This is a genomic window from Flavobacterium esculini (assembly GCF_048284325.1).
GTDB lineage: Bacteria > Bacteroidota > Bacteroidia > Flavobacteriales > Flavobacteriaceae > Flavobacterium.
On record NZ_JBLVPI010000003.1, the window covers coordinates 245,539 to 262,140 of the forward strand.

Annotated in this window: 11 protein-coding genes, 1 tRNA gene and 1 pseudogene; 7 read left to right on the top strand and 6 right to left on the bottom strand. The window is 35.7% G+C overall.

What is annotated here, in order from left to right; genetic code table 11:
* Window positions 1-7 precede the first annotated feature (7 nt).
* Window positions 8-1,021: a M28 family peptidase gene (locus ACNQGG_RS04370; RefSeq protein ID WP_417961815.1), complete on the top strand. Its 1,014-nt coding sequence runs from the start codon at window positions 8-10 to the stop codon at window positions 1,019-1,021.
* 198 nt (window positions 1,022-1,219) lie between these two features.
* Here the strand turns inward: ACNQGG_RS04370 and ACNQGG_RS04375 are convergent.
* The 6 genes and pseudogenes from ACNQGG_RS04375 to ACNQGG_RS04400 form a co-directional block, all read right to left on the bottom strand.
* Window positions 1,220-1,979: pseudogene (locus tag ACNQGG_RS04375) on the bottom strand (sulfurtransferase).
* A 266-nt stretch (window positions 1,980-2,245) separates the two neighbouring features.
* A complete protein-coding gene (locus tag ACNQGG_RS04380) occupies window positions 2,246-3,442 on the bottom strand; it encodes a PAS domain-containing sensor histidine kinase (protein ID WP_417961816.1) in 1,197 nt (398 codons plus the stop codon).
* Window positions 3,443-3,823: 381 nt separating this feature from the next.
* Window positions 3,824-3,899 (bottom strand) — tRNA-His (locus ACNQGG_RS04385).
* A gap of 74 nt (window positions 3,900-3,973) precedes the next feature.
* On the bottom strand, window positions 3,974-4,690 hold the full coding sequence (gene bshB1, locus ACNQGG_RS04390) for a bacillithiol biosynthesis deacetylase BshB1 (RefSeq protein WP_417961817.1): 717 nt from the start codon (window positions 4,688-4,690) through the stop codon (window positions 3,974-3,976).
* A 47-nt stretch (window positions 4,691-4,737) separates the two neighbouring features.
* Entirely contained in the window at window positions 4,738-5,814 is a 1,077-nt protein-coding gene (locus ACNQGG_RS04395) for a chorismate-binding protein (RefSeq protein WP_417961818.1), read from the bottom strand.
* Window positions 5,814-6,251, bottom strand: a complete 438-nt coding sequence (locus ACNQGG_RS04400; RefSeq protein WP_417961819.1) for a PaaI family thioesterase — start codon at window positions 6,249-6,251, stop codon at window positions 5,814-5,816. Before ACNQGG_RS04400 ends, ACNQGG_RS04395 begins: the two co-directional genes overlap by 1 nt.
* A gap of 307 nt (window positions 6,252-6,558) precedes the next feature.
* Between ACNQGG_RS04400 and ACNQGG_RS04405 the strand changes: the two genes are divergently transcribed.
* The 6 genes from ACNQGG_RS04405 to ACNQGG_RS04430 all read left to right on the top strand — a co-directional run bounded on the left by ACNQGG_RS04405 (window position 6,559) and on the right by ACNQGG_RS04430 (window position 16,362).
* Window positions 6,559-8,085: a hypothetical protein gene (locus tag ACNQGG_RS04405; protein ID WP_417961820.1), complete on the top strand. Its 1,527-nt coding sequence runs from the start codon at window positions 6,559-6,561 to the stop codon at window positions 8,083-8,085.
* A gap of 84 nt (window positions 8,086-8,169) precedes the next feature.
* On the top strand, window positions 8,170-11,823 hold the full coding sequence (gene purL, locus ACNQGG_RS04410) for a phosphoribosylformylglycinamidine synthase (protein WP_417961821.1): 3,654 nt from the start codon (window positions 8,170-8,172) through the stop codon (window positions 11,821-11,823).
* A 191-nt stretch (window positions 11,824-12,014) separates the two neighbouring features.
* Window positions 12,015-12,776, top strand: a complete 762-nt coding sequence (locus tag ACNQGG_RS04415; protein WP_417961822.1) for a LuxR C-terminal-related transcriptional regulator — start codon at window positions 12,015-12,017, stop codon at window positions 12,774-12,776.
* A 109-nt stretch (window positions 12,777-12,885) separates the two neighbouring features.
* On the top strand, window positions 12,886-13,323 hold the full coding sequence (locus tag ACNQGG_RS04420) for a hypothetical protein (protein ID WP_417961823.1): 438 nt from the start codon (window positions 12,886-12,888) through the stop codon (window positions 13,321-13,323).
* A gap of 186 nt (window positions 13,324-13,509) precedes the next feature.
* Complete coding sequence (locus tag ACNQGG_RS04425) at window positions 13,510-15,285, top strand: AMP-dependent synthetase/ligase (RefSeq protein ID WP_417961824.1); 1,776 nt, start codon at window positions 13,510-13,512, stop codon at window positions 15,283-15,285.
* Window positions 15,286-15,309: 24 nt separating this feature from the next.
* Complete coding sequence (locus ACNQGG_RS04430; protein ID WP_417961825.1) at window positions 15,310-16,362, top strand: proline iminopeptidase-family hydrolase; 1,053 nt, start codon at window positions 15,310-15,312, stop codon at window positions 16,360-16,362.
* The last annotated feature ends 240 nt before the right edge of the window (window positions 16,363-16,602 follow it).

The following is a 16,602-nucleotide window of genomic DNA, read 5'->3' on the forward strand; positions in this document are numbered from 1 at the left end:
AAATATCATGAAAAAAATATCCCTATTAAGTTTGCTTTTGATTTTAAGCATCAGTTGTACGACTCAAAAAAAGAGTGTAACCGCTGTTGAGCCTACAAAATACATGAATACCATTACAGCCAGTGATTTAAAAACACATCTTTATATTGTAGCGGCTGATTCCATGGAAGGACGCGAAACAGGCTCAGCAGGTCAGAAAAAAGCTGGTGTTTATCTTATCAATCAATACAAGAAAAATAACATTCCTTTCCCTAAAGGCGCCACATCGTATTACCAGAAAGTTCCTGCTGAATTCATGAATAAAAAATACGGCGAAAAATTAGACGATTCAGAGAATATCTGGGCATTCATTGAAGGTTCCGAAAAACCAGAAGAAGTCTTGGTTATTTCGGCTCATTACGACCACGTAGGTATAAAAGATGGAGAAGTATACAACGGTGCCGATGATGATGGTTCCGGAACAGTTGCTTTACTGGAAATTGCACAAGCATTCGAAACTGCCAAAAAAGAAGGTCATGGTCCAAAACGTTCGATTATGTTTTTTCACGCAACAGGTGAAGAGCATGGATTACATGGTTCCCGTTATTACTCGGAAAACCCTTTATTTCCAGTCGCAAACACAATTACCGACATCAACATTGACATGATTGGCCGTCGTGACGAGGCACATGCAAATACAAATAATTATGTATATCTAATAGGCGCGGATCGTTTATCAACGGATTTAGATAACATTTGTACCATCGCAAATGCCAAGTATATCAAAATGGATTTAGATTATAAATTCAACGACCCTAAAGATCCAAATCATTTTTATGAGCGTTCTGACCATTATAATTTTGCAAAACATGGAATTCCAGCCGTATTCCTTTTCAATGGAGTACATGCTGATTACCATCAAAAAACAGACGAAGTCGACAAAATTGAATTTGATGCTTTGGCCAAAAGAACTCAACTTGCTTTTGTAATCGCTTGGGAATTGGCAAACAGAGAAAATCGCCCTGTAGTCGATAAAAAATAGTTTTAGCATTAGGGCACATCCCGCCGAAAAAAGCGGGTCGGGCTATACGTTGCAATCTTTAACACCCTGTCAGGGTTTTGAACCCTGACAGGGTGTTAAAGGATTTCCACTGCTATCCCTTGTGCAAACCTGATACAACAAGAGCTTTGAAGGAATTCAAAGCTCTTGTTGTGTTAACACATACAGAAAAACCAACCACTATTCTTTCTGCGAAGTCGCAATTGGTCTATTATTTCTAGACCACTCACTCCAAGAACCAACATACAGTTTTGGGATTTCTAGGCCTGCGTAGGCTAGTGCCAAAAGCGTATGACAAGCTGTTACACCGGAACCACAATGCACGATAACATTTTCAGCTCCTCTATCTTTAAGTTCTTTTAAATAATTATTTTTCAAATCTTCAGGTGATAAGAAAAAACCATTAGAATCTAAATTAGTGGTAAAAGGAATATTTATGGCACCCGGAATATGACCGGCGATTATCTGCTAACGGCAACAACCAATTTTGAATTTCATACGGTTCCTTTTTCAATGGAAATTCTGTTTTTGAGCTTGTAGGAAATCCAACTTTAATAGCCGCTTGAAATCCTCCATCCAACACTTGGACTTTCTGGTGTCCAACAGATTTTAGCATCCACCAAAACCGCGCAGCTGCATTCGAACCATTTTTATCATCATAAACCATTACATGACTCGTAGGCGTTATGCCAAGACTCGTTAATGTTTCAGAAAATTGTTCAAGTGTTGGCAGAGGATGTCTGCCTCCTATGGATACATCCGCGTTTATATTGGCTAACTGCGTGTTTAAGTCAACATACAATGCGCCATCTAAATGTTCAGTACCATAATTTTCTTTAGCACCATTACCGTTACTGGCATCAATAAGAATTAATTCACTTGTCTGATGCAATGCTATTAGTTCATCAGGCTTCATGATTGGTGAAATGTCTTGAGGCATATTTCTTAATTTTACAATTAGTATCATTATATTTCACTCATAAACAGCTGATTTTATATCAAATACAACAGCAACAGTTTTTAAGTACTGCTAATTTATGTTATTATTTACAATTCTCAAAAATGCAATTAAACTCAAAAATGCACAAGAGATAATTGTTCTCACGATAATTTATTCAAAAAAAAAGCCCACTAATGTGGACTTTAAAGTTATATTTTCTTGAATAAATGTAACATCCTTATATGCTTCAACTTTAGAATTATTCTTTAAGCGCTTTCATCGAACTCAATTTTGTCTGCGCTATCTATTTTGTGTAATGGTTTCTCCATTGGCAATGTAAAATAAAAAGAAGAACCTTCACCTTCTATGCTTTCTACCCATATTTCACCACCATTTTTTTCCAAAAACCCCTTCACTAATAATAGTCCTATTCCTGCACCTTTATTTTCTGTCCTTGCTTTTGAAAGTATATTCATTTGTGGCGTAAAAAGTTTGTCTTGGATTTCTTTTGACATACCAACACCGGAATCTTTTATCTGAACTATTATTTTATCCTCTTTAGTTTTTGCCGAAACTACAATTTCTCCTCCAGGTCGCGAATGTTTAATCGCATTCGAAACTATATTCTGAATAACGGAAAGTAACATTTTTCCATCAGCAAAGACTTCAGTATTCGCATCAATTTCATGATGAAGATTTATTGTATTTAAAGAAGCGGTATCATTTAAAGTATCAAAAACTTTTTGAACATACTGAACCAGTTCAATTTTTCTTGGAGAAAACACTTCTGCTGCGTATTTAATTCTTGCCCATTCCACTAGGTAGTCTAACATATTTAACTCATCTATTGATGCTTTATAAAGGAGCTCAAGCATTTCTTTAACTGTATTTGGCTCCATCCTTTCAAAATTTGATTTCAAATATCCTGTAGTAGCAATAATACTGGATAATGGACTTCTCAAATCATGCGAAAGTATGGCAAGAACACTTTCTTTATGAGTATTTAAATCTTCAAGGTCTTTTACATATTTTTTTATAGCATCTTCAGATTTTTTTCTTTCAGTCAAGTCGCGTAGGATTTTAACATATCCTAGCATCTGACCATCAATTCCAGTTAGTGGAAAAACTAAGCCATAGGCATAAAATTCACATTTGTCTTTACAAATATGCCATCTATTATCCGTTGCTCTTCCCTCTTTTAATGCAGTTTCAATTTCATTTTTTGGAATACCATTCTTTATATCTTCTGCAGTAAAAATTATATCAAAATGTTTTCCTATAATTTCATCCGGTTCATAACCAAAAATTTTTGTTGCCCCTGAACTCCAACTGTTGATTACAAATTCATTATCAAGAGTAAAAATGGAGTAATCTTGCAGACTGTCTATTATCTGGCTATAAAATTCGGCAGTTGGAATATAATTACTTTTAAGAATTTTAGAATTAATTTGCTCGTTTTCCATTTGATGAATTAAATGATATTTAAAAAATTTGAATGCAGAATAGTATTTGAAAATCAGGTATAAATGCGCTCAAAGATATACAAAAATATTCCCCAAACATAAATGTCCCTCTACTAGGCAGTCTATTCCTGAATTAATTTTCAGTTTATGTTTTTACTACCTACTTTATATTGACTCATGAACTATTGGCACCAATATTTGGTGTTAATTTTTCAAAAACATTTATTTGCTTATGAAATCCTAAACGACTTTTTCAAGTTCCTAATTTATAGTATACGCTTTCTCTTTAACAATATTCAAGCCAATAAATAAAACCGAGCAATCACACGAAAGTTTACCCCACAAAAAAAGCCTTGAATTTCTTCAAGGCTTTTGCTTTCTGGGTGGGAGACGGGGCTCGAACCCGCGACCCTCGGTACCACAAACCGATGCTCTAACCAACTGAGCTACAACCACCATTTGCTTAGCGGTGGCAAATATACAACATAAGTTTACTTCTGCAAATAATTTTTTTAAAAAATTACAGCAAAATTATATCAAATCTCCTAAGCTATTGACTGCCAAATATCTTTCAACCGTAAAACCTTCCGCATAATCCACTCCTACAAGCCTTCCTAAATCCTGTGAACGGTAATTCAGACTCTCAAAGAAGTTCTTACTCGTTATTGGCGATTCCGGTTCTTTGGAATTTGCGTCATAAAACTGCGAACGGTAAGCCAAGATAGATTCGATTTTCTTATCGGTAAAACCTGTAATATCTACTACAAAATCAGGTGCTATGTTTTTCCACTGAATGTAATGATACACAAGTTTTGGTCTCCAGGCATCTTGACTTTCACCATCAACTGTAGTTTCTATCTTTCTCAATCCTGATAAAAAACAAGCATCCGAAACTAATTTGCTTCCCTTTCCGTGATCAATGTGCCGGTCGTCGATTGCATTACACAAGACAATTTCGGGCTGATACTTGCGAATCATTTTTATGATTTCCAATTGGTGTTTTTCGTCATTTACAAAAAAACCATCGCGCATTTCCAGATTTTCCCGTACCGAAACACCTAGAATTTTTGCGGCAGCATTCGCCTCCTCGTCTCTAATTTCAGCCGAACCACGCGTTCCTAACTCGCCACGGGTCAAATCAACGATTCCCACGGTTTTCCCTAAGGAGATTTCTTTTAGAATAGTTCCCGAACAGCCTAATTCAACATCATCAGGATGCGCACCAAAAGCAAGTATATCTAATTTCATATTTTTCATTATTACTATTCTGTTATCTATTTTGTGTAAACTTTCGTTTATAACACCTTTTTCATCGTCATTGATTTATTGATGCTTTCGCTCCATTCCTTTTCCGGAATACTGTCTTTTGTGATGCCGCAGCCCATATACAAATACGCTTTGGTCATTGCGCGTTCCAAAGCAACCTCAATTTGCATACAGCGTAAATTTACAAACAAATTAGAACTTACGGAATCTGTTGCAAAACTGCTGTTCAATTCTCCTAAAAAACCAGTGTAAAAACTCCTGTCGTAATTTTCATTTTCCAAAATAAAAGCTTTCGATTTTTCTTTGGGTAAACCACAAACTGCAGGTGTGGGATGCAATAAATTGATTACTTGCTGCAAAGTTGAGTTCGAATTCAAAACGCCCCAAATATCCGTTTTTATATGCCAAATACTTCCCGCTTTGACGCTGTAGGGTTTGGTAACCGAAACTTCCAAAGCCACGCCTTGCAAGGCTGAGACTATATAATCCGTAACATATTGCTGCTCTTCTTTCTCTTTTTTATCCCAAACTATTTCCACCGAACCACTATCTTTTTGAGTTCCCGCCAAAGCCATTGTTTCAAATACATTTACATTGGCTTTTAATAATTGCTCGGGTGAAGCGCCGAGCCAGATTCCCACTTTTGGATGAAAAAAACAATACACAAAAGTAGCGGGATACAAGCGAACCAACTTTTCGAATACCGTAACCAAATCAAAATCAACCAACTCAACAATTTCTTTTCGGGATAAAACCACTTTCTTGAATTCGTCATTTTCAATAGCTTGAATTCCTTTGGCAACCAATCTTTCAAAATTATTTTTAGTTACTCCATTTGGTTCCTTAAATTCCCTATTCAAAACGTCAACTTTTTTTTTGTCCCAAATAACACCAACTATTTCGGATTGATTTTCAGGAATCAAATAGGTTTGATTTCCATCAAAAGAAGCAAAAACAAAGCCTTTTTCGGTAAAATCATTAACTTTATATAATTCATCATTTTGCTGAAAAAGTCCGATTACCATATCCGAATTGGGTTTGCAATACAATACAAAAGGTAAATTTTGTGCAAATTGATTTTTGGCTTTATCTAAAATTACATCCATTATTTGTCCTCACTTTTTCTTTTTGGCAAAACCATATTTGTCAATTTACAAAGCGAAATCAAATTGTCTTTTTCATCGGTAATTCGTATTTCCCAAAGATGAATGCTTCTCCCCTTGTGAACGATTCTTGCCGTTGCCATTACGATTCCGTCTCGTTTTGCTTTCAAATGATTCGCTGATATTTCAATTCCGCGCACTTCACTGTGTTCTGAATTTATATATAGCATCGATGCCGCACTTCCCACACTTTCCGCCAAAGCTACCGAAGCGCCTCCATGTAATAATCCCATAGGTTGATGCACCGATGGATTTACCGGCATAGTAGCCACTAAATAATCTTCTCCTGCATCAGTATATTCAATATTCAGGGTTTGCATCAGTGTGTTTTTTGAAATTTGATTGCAATATTGAAGGATTTTTTCTTTGTCGAAAGTCATTTTTATTTTTTTGTAAAAGTATAAATAGTATGCTTATGTTTAAACCAAAAAAGCGTCAGACTGTACATATATTTTTCGTCACTATAGAATAATTTGTTTTTTCACCACAAAAGATACAAAAGCTTCTTATTACTTTTCAAAACACAAAAGACTGTAGGATTAATTACTAAATCTTTTTATAATACATAAAAGACCATAAATTTTCAGTATTGTTTTTCCGTTCATTTATGACTTCCTTTTCCTTTTGTGACTTTTGTAATTATTTTTTTTCAAATTAATCCCTATTTTTACAAAAAAACTAACGAAAATGCGTCCCATAACTTTACTACTTTTTATTGGAATATTGGTATCTGTTTGCGCTTGTCGTTCTGATTTTGAGACTGTAGCCAGCACGGGAGATTTGACCTTTTCGAAAGACACTATCTACTTAGACACCGTTTTTACAAACATAGGTTCCAGTACGTACCGACTTAAAGTGTACAATCACAGCATAAATGACATCACTATTCCAACCATAAAACTAGGAAAAGGATTGAGTTCTAAATATAGAATGACAGTAGACGGAATGCAGGGAACAAATGGAAAAATATTCACCAATGTAGACCTTCTCGCCAAGGACAGTTTGTATATTTTCATAGAAACCACCGCTAATCTTGCCGATGCCAACCCAACCGACTTTTTATACACAGACCAAATTCAGTTTGATGGCGGCGAAAATTTGCAAAAAGTAGAATTAGTGACGCTTATTCAGGATGCCGTTTTTCTGTATCCAAAACGGTTTGCGGATGGGACAACAGAAACACTCCCTATCGGCGATGAAAAAATTGATGGTTTTTATCTCGATGAAAATGATCCTGTAAATGGCAATGAATTGCTGTTCTCCAATAAAAAACCGTATGTTATTTATGGTTACGCTGCCGTTCCTTCGGGGAAAACGGCAACTTTTGGTGCGGGAACCAGAGTCCATTTTCATGCAAATTCAGGTCTTATTGTGTCTAATAATGCATCGATACATATAAATGGAACAGCTTCAACCACAGATAAATTGGAAAAAGAAGTTATTTTTGAAGGCGATCGTCTAGAACCCGAATACTCAGATGTGCCGGGACAATGGGGAACAATATGGCTTACCAATGGCAGTACCAATAATCAATTGAATCATGCTACGATCAAAAATGGAACTATCGGATTACTGATTCAAAACAACGACGGAACGACTACAACTATAAAAAATACCCAAATCTATAATTCAGCCAATTATGGTATTTTGGCGCAGACCGCAAAAATTAATGGCCAAAATATGGTCATCAATAATGCAGGACAAGCCAGTTTAGCTTGCTCGTATGGCGGAAATTACAACTTTACCCATTGCACGTTCAACAACAACTGGAATAGCTCTGAACAAGTGGCGGTTTTGGTAAGCAATTACATTTTAGGAGCAGTTCCTGAAGCAAAAGACTTGACCGAAGCAACATTCAATAATTGTATTATTTACGGTTCGTACTCCAATGAAATGATTTTAAACAAAAAAACAAGTGCTGCTTTTGTATACCAATTCAATAATTGTCTCTTAAAATTCGACAATACTTCTAATCAATTTACGACCAATCCAGACTATCAATTTGAAACGGATGCAACACATTACAGAGCAATTATTTTAAATAAAGACCCAAAATTCCTGAAGGTTTCCCAAAACAAATTCAACATTGACCAGGCTTCCGCCGCTTTCGAAAAAGGGAATTCGGCATATTTGATTCCGTTGGATATTACAGGAAACACCAGAACTTTTCCTCCTGATTTAGGGGCGTATCAAAACAAACCATTTCCTAAATAATTTTTTAAAGTCTTTGCTTTTCACATTTGCTCGTACTATATATTTAAACTAAATTTGCATCGCAATACAACAAACTAAAAAACAATGATCCATTTCTTTGAAAACCAAAGCAAAACTGTTTTTGCAGTGCAAACGCAAAACGAAATTTCGGCTCAAGACATTTCAAAACTCAACTGGCTTTTTGCCAACTCCTATAAAATAGAAAAATCCGTGTTGACGGATTTTTTTGTTGGTCCTCGCGCCACTATGATAACGCCTTGGAGTACCAATGCAGTGGAAATCACCCAAAACATGGGAATTTCCGGAATCATCCGAATTGAAGAATTTCACAAAGCAACAGCTGATTTTTCGGATTTTGACCCGATGCTTTCGCAAAAATACGCCGAGTTAAATCAAGATATTTTCACTATCAATGTACTTCCGGAAGCTATTTTGGATATCGATGATATTGCTGCCTACAATAAAAAAGAAGGATTGTCTTTAAGTCCGGAAGAAGTCGATTATTTAGACACTTTGGCGCTTAAATTAGGACGCAAACTAACGGATTCTGAAATTTTTGGTTTCTCACAAGCCAATTCAGAACACTGTCGTCATAAGATTTTCAACGGAAAATTTATAATTGATGGCGAAGAAAAAGAATCTTCTTTGTTCAAATTAATCAAGAAAACGTCTCAGGAAAACCCTAACGATATTGTTTCGGCTTACAAGGACAACGTTGCTTTTGTAAAAGGGCCACGTGTACAACAATTTGCTCCGAAAAGTGCTGACAAACCTGATTTTTATGAAATAAAAGAATTTGATTCGGTTATTTCATTAAAAGCAGAAACACATAATTTCCCAACAACCGTAGAGCCTTTCAACGGAGCTGCAACGGGTTCTGGTGGGGAAATCCGTGACCGTTTAGCAGGTGGACAAGGTTCTTTACCAATGGCAGGAACGGCAGTTTACATGACTTCATACTCTCGTTTAGCCGAAAACAGACCGTGGGAAAATGGTATGACCGAAAGAAAATGGTTGTATCAAACCCCAATAGATATTTTAATCAAAGCATCCAACGGAGCTTCTGATTTTGGAAATAAATTTGGACAACCATTGATTACAGGTTCTATCCTGACTTTCGAACACGAAGAAGATGCCCGTAAACTAGGTTTCGACAAAGTGATTATGCAAGCGGGTGGAATTGGTTACGGGAAATTAGATCAGGCGATTAAGAAAAAACCACAAACAGGCGATAAAATTGTTATCCTTGGTGGGGAAAATTATAGAATTGGAATGGGTGGAGCTGCAGTTTCTTCAGCAGATACCGGAGCTTTCAGTTCAGGAATTGAATTGAATGCGATCCAACGTTCGAACCCAGAAATGCAAAAACGTGCTGCCAATGCCATTCGTGGTTTGATAGAAAGTGATATCAATCCAATTGTCTCTATTCACGATCACGGAGCTGGAGGACATTTAAACTGTCTTTCGGAATTAGTGGAAGATACCGGTGGATTAATTGATTTAGACAAATTGCCTGTGGGAGATCCTACGCTTTCGGCAAAAGAAATCATTGGTAACGAATCTCAGGAAAGAATGGGATTGGTTATCGCGAAGGAAAATATCGATTTATTGCAAAAAATTGCCGACCGTGAACGTTCGCCAATGTATCAGGTGGGAGACGTAACTGGAGATCACCGTTTTACTTTCGAATCAAAATCAACAGGTGCTAAACCAATGGATTTTGCGTTGGAAGACTTTTTTGGAAGTTCTCCAAAAGTGGTGATGACGGACAAAACAATCAAAAGAAATTATACTGATTTAAGTTACGACAAGAAAAACATCTCAACGTATTTAGAGCAAGTACTTCAACTGGAAGCAGTAGCTTGTAAAGACTGGTTGACCAATAAAGTAGACCGTTGTGTAGGTGGTAAAGTAGCCAAACAACAATGTGCCGGACCCTTGCAATTGCCATTGAACAATTGTGGTGTAATGGCCTTAGATTACCAAGGAATAGAAGGAATTGCAACTTCAATAGGTCACTCTCCTGTTGCAGCATTAATTGATCCTGTTGCGGGAAGCAGAACAGCTATTGCAGAAGCATTGTCTAACATTGTCTGGGCACCAATAAAAGATGGTTTAGACGGACTTTCATTGTCTGCTAACTGGATGTGGGCTTGTAAAAACGAAGGGGAGGACGCTCGTTTGTATGCCGCAGTAAAAGGTTGTTCTGATTTTGCAATCGAATTGGGAATCAATATTCCAACCGGAAAAGATTCCCTTTCCATGAAACAAAAATATCCAAATGATGAAGTAATTGCACCGGGAACGGTAATTATTTCAGCAGGTGGAAATTGTACCGACATTAGAAAAGTAGTGGAACCCGTTTTACAAAGAGAAGGCGGTTCTATTTATTACATCAATTTGTCACAAGATGATTTCAAATTAGGCGGTTCTTCGTTTGCACAAACATTGAACACTATTGGAAATGAAGTACCAACGATTAAAGACGCTGCTTTTTTCAAAAGAGCCTTCAATACCATTCAGGAATTAATTTTAGAGAATAATATTCTTGCAGGACACGACATTGGAAGTGGTGGTTTGATTACTACTTTATTGGAAATGTGTTTTGCCGATGTGAATTTGGGAGCTAAAATAGACTTTTCAGTTTTCGAAGAAAAAGACATTATCAAATACCTTTTTGCAGAAAATATTGGAATTGTTTTCCAAGCAAAATCGGATGCTGAAGTAGAATCTAAATTAAACGCCAATACTGTTTCTTTCTACAAATTAGGAACCGCTACCAAGGAAGCGACTTTAGATTTTGGTCCTTGTACATTAGACATTGCTAAATACAGAGATGTTTGGTACAAAACTTCGTTTTTATTAGACCAAAAACAATCGAAGAACGGAACGGCTCAAGCGCGTTTTGATAATTACAAAAACCAAGCGTTACATTATACTTTTCCAACACATTTTACAGGGAAAAAACCAGTTATCGACAATTCAAAACCTAAACCTAAGGCAGCTATTATCCGTGAAAAAGGAAGTAACTCGGAGCGTGAAATGGCAAACGCCATGTACTTAGCCGGATTTGATGTCAAAGACGTTCACATGACCGATTTGATTTCAGGTCGTGAAACCTTGGAAGACATTCAGTTCATTGGGGCTGTTGGAGGATTCTCTAATTCAGATGTCTTGGGTTCTGCCAAAGGTTGGGCCGGAGCCTTTTTATACAATGAAAAAGCAAAAACAGCCTTAGACAATTTCTTCAAAAGAGAAGACACGTTGTCTGTTGGAATCTGTAATGGGTGCCAATTGTTTATGGAATTGGAAGTAATTAATCCAGAGCATGAAGTACACGGAAAAATGCTTCATAACGAAAGTAACAAACACGAAAGTATTTTTACATCGGTAACCGTACAGGAAAACAATTCAGTGATGCTTTCTTCATTAGCGGGAAGTACACTTGGAGTTTGGGTTTCGCATGGAGAAGGAAAATTTGAATTACCAATGGGTGAAGAAAATTATAACATTGTTTCTAAATATGCCTATGAAGGCTATCCTGCTAATCCAAACGGATCGCATTTTGATGTTGCGATGCTTTGCGACAAAACAGGACGTCACTTGGTAATGATGCCACACATCGAGCGTTCTACGTTCCAATGGAACTGGGCACATTATCCAAAAGATAGAGACGATGAAGTTTCGCCTTGGCATGAAGCCTTTGTCAACGCCAGAAAATGGATGGATAAAAAATAATTATATTTTTATAGATTTTATAAAAGCGTTCCTGAAAAGGAGCGCTTTTTTTGTTACTAAATAAAAATTAATGATACTGAAATTTAAAATTTTCAGTATTATTCCCTTCTTTTTCAAAACCTAATTTATTTTTCTTAAAATCGTAAAAATAATTGTATTTTTAACAAAATTTTATGTTAAAAACCTAAGACATGACCCAAGAATTACAAAAACTTCATTCGGTTTGGATTAGTACTCAAAAAAGAGCCAACGAGAACACTTTATTACCACAAATAAAGTTTGACGAAATTGCTAGTTCGATAATAAGCTCTGGTCCTTTTTATTTTTACATCATTGATTTTTACGATATGTCATTGTCTAACATCAGTTCAAATATAACTGATATACATGGATTTGACCCAGAAACCGTATGCTTTAATGATATTCTTGGAACAATACATCCTGACGATATTGACTTCATAGTAAAAGCCGAAGCTTCAATACTTAACTTTTTTTATACCAATATAGGAGCGGAAAAATTGACTAACTATAAAATGAATTACAGTTTTAGAAGTCGAATGAAAAATGGGGAGTATTGCTTGCTCAATCATCAAGCCATAATACTTACTCTAGATGCAAAAGGCGGATTTGGAAAATCACTGAATATTCATACCAGAATAGATCATTTGACTAAAAACAATACCTATCAATATTCCATGATAGGGCTAAAAGGTGAACCCTCCTATATGAATATTGATGTTTTTGAAGAAGGACAATCTTTTTCAGAATTTTCAAAAAGAGAAATTGATATCATTAAGCTAATTGCAGAAGGTTTTGATAACAATGAAATTGCCAATACCCTTTTTATCAGTGTTAATACCGTAAAGCAGCATCGTAAAAACATTTTAAAGAAATCCAGCTCTAGAAATACTGCCCAATTAATTAGAAAAAGTACATTACAAGGCTTATTATAAATAAATTTTAAATTTATTTATTGAAAATCAAATAATTATACAAAAAAATATTAAAAAAAGCATACTCTTACTTTTTAGCTATCCAACAAACATAAAATAACTTACAATAATGAAATCTCTAACTTTACTATTTTTCACCCTATTGCTGACTGTAACTTATTCTTCTGCCCAAAAAATCGAAAAAATTACCTCCAAAGACGGAATCCATTACATTACTACAACTATTGATTATCCTATAATAGGAACCTATCTTTCAGAAGGTGGAACGGAACCCGTCGTACAATTAAATCCAGATGGAACCGGTACATTTCAATTGGATGATTTGTCAAAAACAACAATGGTTTGGGGAATAGAGTGTTTTGAAGACGGTACTCCAAAATACCAAAAAGGATTTAATTATGCCGTTTACTCGCTTTGGTATAAAAACAGAGAAGTAAATTCAGAAATGGATACTAAAGAAGAATGGACTTATGCTCATTTTTCTATCCATTTTCAAAAAAAGAAAATGTTCATCTTAGGGGAAAGAAGCAAAGACTATATTGAGTAATCTAATACCTTAGTTAAATTTATAAATGAAGGATATTTTAGCTCACAATTAACGGCTTAATCTTTATTTCAAGAAAACGATTTCGTTAAATAATATAATTCTGGTTTAATTTCCATTTAATTTTTTGAAAATTAATAATTATCATTAATTTTTAATTAATTTGCGATAAAATTCAACCTCAGAATAATGACTTCTATAACCAGACTTTTTGATTTTCCTTATTATCAGCAAGATAAATATACTTCAATCCCAGATGCTTTAACAACAAAAAAAAATGGGGTTTGGATAAAAACTTCTACACAAGAATATATTGCTAAAGCCAATGCAATCTCAAGAGCACTCTTAAGGATGGGCATTCAAAAAGATGACAAAGTTGCCATCATCTCTTCTAATAACAGAACAGAATGGAATATTATGGATATTGGTGTGTTACAAACTGGCGCACAAACAGTACCTATTTATCCAACTATTTCTGAAGATGATTACGAATATATCTTAAATCATTCTGGTGCCATGTATTGTTTTGTATCAGATGCAGAAGTGCTTCGGAAAGTAAATTTGATTAAAGATAAAGTCGGTACGCTTAAAGATGTCTATTCGTTCAACGAAATCGAAGGCTGTAAAAATTGGAATGAACTGTTAATTCTTGGCGAAGACTTAAGCAATCAAGATGTTGTTGAAGACCGAAAAAACAATGTAAAAACAGAAGATTTAGCTACTATTATTTATACTTCCGGGACAACAGGAAAACCAAAAGGAGTCATGCTTTCGCACAAAAATATAGTGTCTAATGTGTTGGACAGCGCTTCGAGAATACCTTTTGAAGCAGGTAAAAGCCGTGCATTGAGCTTCCTTCCTATTTGTCATATTTTTGAAAGAATGATTTTATATTTATACCAATATTATGGTGTTTCGGTATATTTTGGTGAATCAATAGATAAAATTAGTGATAATCTCAAGGAAGTAAGACCTACAGTTATTACAGCCGTTCCCCGACTTCTTGAAAAAGTATATGATAAAATTTACGCCAAAGGTACCGAACTGACTGGGGTTAAAAAGAAACTATTCTTCTGGGCAATTGATTTGGGATTAATCTACGAGCCTTATGGAAAAAATGGTTTGTGGTATGAATTACAACTCAAAATTGCCCGCAAACTGATTTTCAGCAAATGGAAACAAGGTTTGGGTGGAAATCTGGATTTAATGGTTTCCGGAAGTGCTGCTTTACAACCCAGATTAGCCAGAGTTTTTGCTGCTGCCGAAATTCCCGTAATGGAAGGCTATGGTTTGACTGAAACTTCCCCTGTAATCTCTGTTAACGACATGAGAAATCACGGTTTCAAAGTAGGAACTGTAGGTAAAATAATAGATAACGTAGAAGTCATAATTGCCGGAGACGGCGAAATCCTTTGCAAAGGACCAAACGTAATGATGGGCTATTACAAAGATGAAAAATTGACAAATGAAGTAATTACAAACGGTTATTTTCATACTGGAGACATTGGAATATTTGATGAAGACGGATTCTTGAAAATTACGGATCGTAAAAAAGAAATGTTCAAAACATCCGGTGGAAAATATATTGCACCACAACTAATTGAAAACACGATGAAACAATCGCGGTTCATTGAACAAATAATGGTGATTGGTGACGGACAGAAAATGCCGGCAGCAATCATTCAGCCAAGTTTTGATTTCATTAAAGAATGGGCTGTAATCCACGGAATTGATGTTGGGAAAAGCAATGAAGAACTTATCTCGAACGAAAAAGTTATTGCAAGAATTCAGGAAGAGATGAATACCCTAAATGAAAAATTTGGTAGTTGGGAGAAAATCAAACGTTTTGAACTTACTCCGGATGTTTGGTCCATTGAAGGTGGACAATTAACCCCTACACTAAAACTGAAACGAAAAATCGTAATGGAAAAATACATTGATTTATTCCATAAAATCTACGGTTAGTATTTGATAAAACCAATACAAAACATGAAACTAAAAGTCCTAATTTGTTCCGTTATAAGTATCTTCTTTTTTTCTAATTGTCAAGAAAAATCGAAAGAAGATCCTATAAAAGCAAATTACTTAGATTTCTCAAAACGGGACGACCAGGGGACTGGCGGTATCAAAATGATTCCGATAAAAACGCCAAAAGGGACTTTCAACGTTTGGACCAAAAGGGTTGGAAACAATCCAACCATAAAAGTCTTATTGCTTCATGGTGGACCTGGTCTTACACACGAATTGTATGAATGTTTTGACGGTTATTTTCCTAACGAAAGCATCGAATATATTTATTACGACCAATTGGGTTCGTATTACAGCGACCAACCCAAAGATAATAGTTTATGGACCAATGAACGCTTTGTGGAGGAAGTCGAGCAAGTACGCATTGCATTAGGCTTAGACAGTTCTAATTTTTACCTGATGGGACAATCATGGGGCGGAATCCTGGCAATGGAATATGCGTTGAAATACCAAAAAAACCTAAAAGGCTTGATTATCTCTAATATGATGGCTAGCGCTAAGGAATATAACGCTTACGCAAAAGACGTTCTGGCACCTCAAATGGACCCGAAAATCCTAAAGCAATTGCAGGATATCGAGAAAAATAATGATTTTGATAATCCAAAATACAGCGAGCTGCTGTTCAAATATTACTATACGGAGCATATTTTAAGAAAACCACTGGAAGAATGGCCAGAATCCATCAACAGATGTTTCAAACACATCAATCCTGATGTATATGTGTTTATGCAAGGTCACAGTGAATTTGGTATCACCGGAAATGCCACACTAAAAAATTGGGATGTAAAAGCCAGACTAAAAACCCTCACAGTTCCAACACTGACAATTGGTTCGAAATACGACACGATGGATCCCGAACACATGAAATGGATTGCCCGCGAAGTGCAAAACGGACGTTTTTTGTTTTGTCCTAACGGAAGCCACCTCTCGCAATACGATGATCCTAAAAACTATTTTACAGGCGTGATCAAATTTTTGAAAGATGTGGATAAGGGGGAATTTAAAAAAAAATAAAACAACAATTTCCAACAAATAATCGTTTCCTTTATTAGTAAATTTGATATCAGTATAGAAATTCATTATTCACTCCAAAGGATTAGTTCCCAGAAATAACTTCAGAGGAGAATAAACCACTTACAATTACGGTAAACCACAATCCCACTAATTAAACTACAAATCTCCATTATTCTCAAGGTAGCAGAATTTGCGTAAGGGATGGGAGTGGCATCCTTTTGTGGAGTCCCGATCCCGAAG

Excerpts from the sequence above, each read along its gene's own strand:
- ACNQGG_RS04405 (WP_417961820.1), top strand. The coding sequence starts at position 6,559 with ATGCGTCCCATAACTTTACTACTTTTTATTGGAATATTGGTATCTGTT.
- bshB1 (WP_417961817.1), bottom strand. The coding sequence starts at position 4,690 with ATGAAATTAGATATACTTGCTTTTGGTGCGCATCCTGATGATGTTGAA.
- ACNQGG_RS04370 (WP_417961815.1), top strand. The coding sequence starts at position 8 with ATGAAAAAAATATCCCTATTAAGTTTGCTTTTGATTTTAAGCATCAGT.
- purL (WP_417961821.1), top strand. The coding sequence starts at position 8,170 with ATGATCCATTTCTTTGAAAACCAAAGCAAAACTGTTTTTGCAGTGCAA.
- ACNQGG_RS04395 (WP_417961818.1), bottom strand. The coding sequence starts at position 5,814 with ATGGATGTAATTTTAGATAAAGCCAAAAATCAATTTGCACAAAATTTA.
- ACNQGG_RS04380 (WP_417961816.1), bottom strand. The coding sequence starts at position 3,442 with ATGGAAAACGAGCAAATTAATTCTAAAATTCTTAAAAGTAATTATATT.
- ACNQGG_RS04425 (WP_417961824.1), top strand. The coding sequence starts at position 13,510 with ATGACTTCTATAACCAGACTTTTTGATTTTCCTTATTATCAGCAAGAT.
- ACNQGG_RS04430 (WP_417961825.1), top strand. The coding sequence starts at position 15,310 with ATGAAACTAAAAGTCCTAATTTGTTCCGTTATAAGTATCTTCTTTTTT.
- ACNQGG_RS04420 (WP_417961823.1), top strand. The coding sequence starts at position 12,886 with ATGAAATCTCTAACTTTACTATTTTTCACCCTATTGCTGACTGTAACT.
- ACNQGG_RS04415 (WP_417961822.1), top strand. The coding sequence starts at position 12,015 with ATGACCCAAGAATTACAAAAACTTCATTCGGTTTGGATTAGTACTCAA.
- ACNQGG_RS04400 (WP_417961819.1), bottom strand. The coding sequence starts at position 6,251 with ATGACTTTCGACAAAGAAAAAATCCTTCAATATTGCAATCAAATTTCA.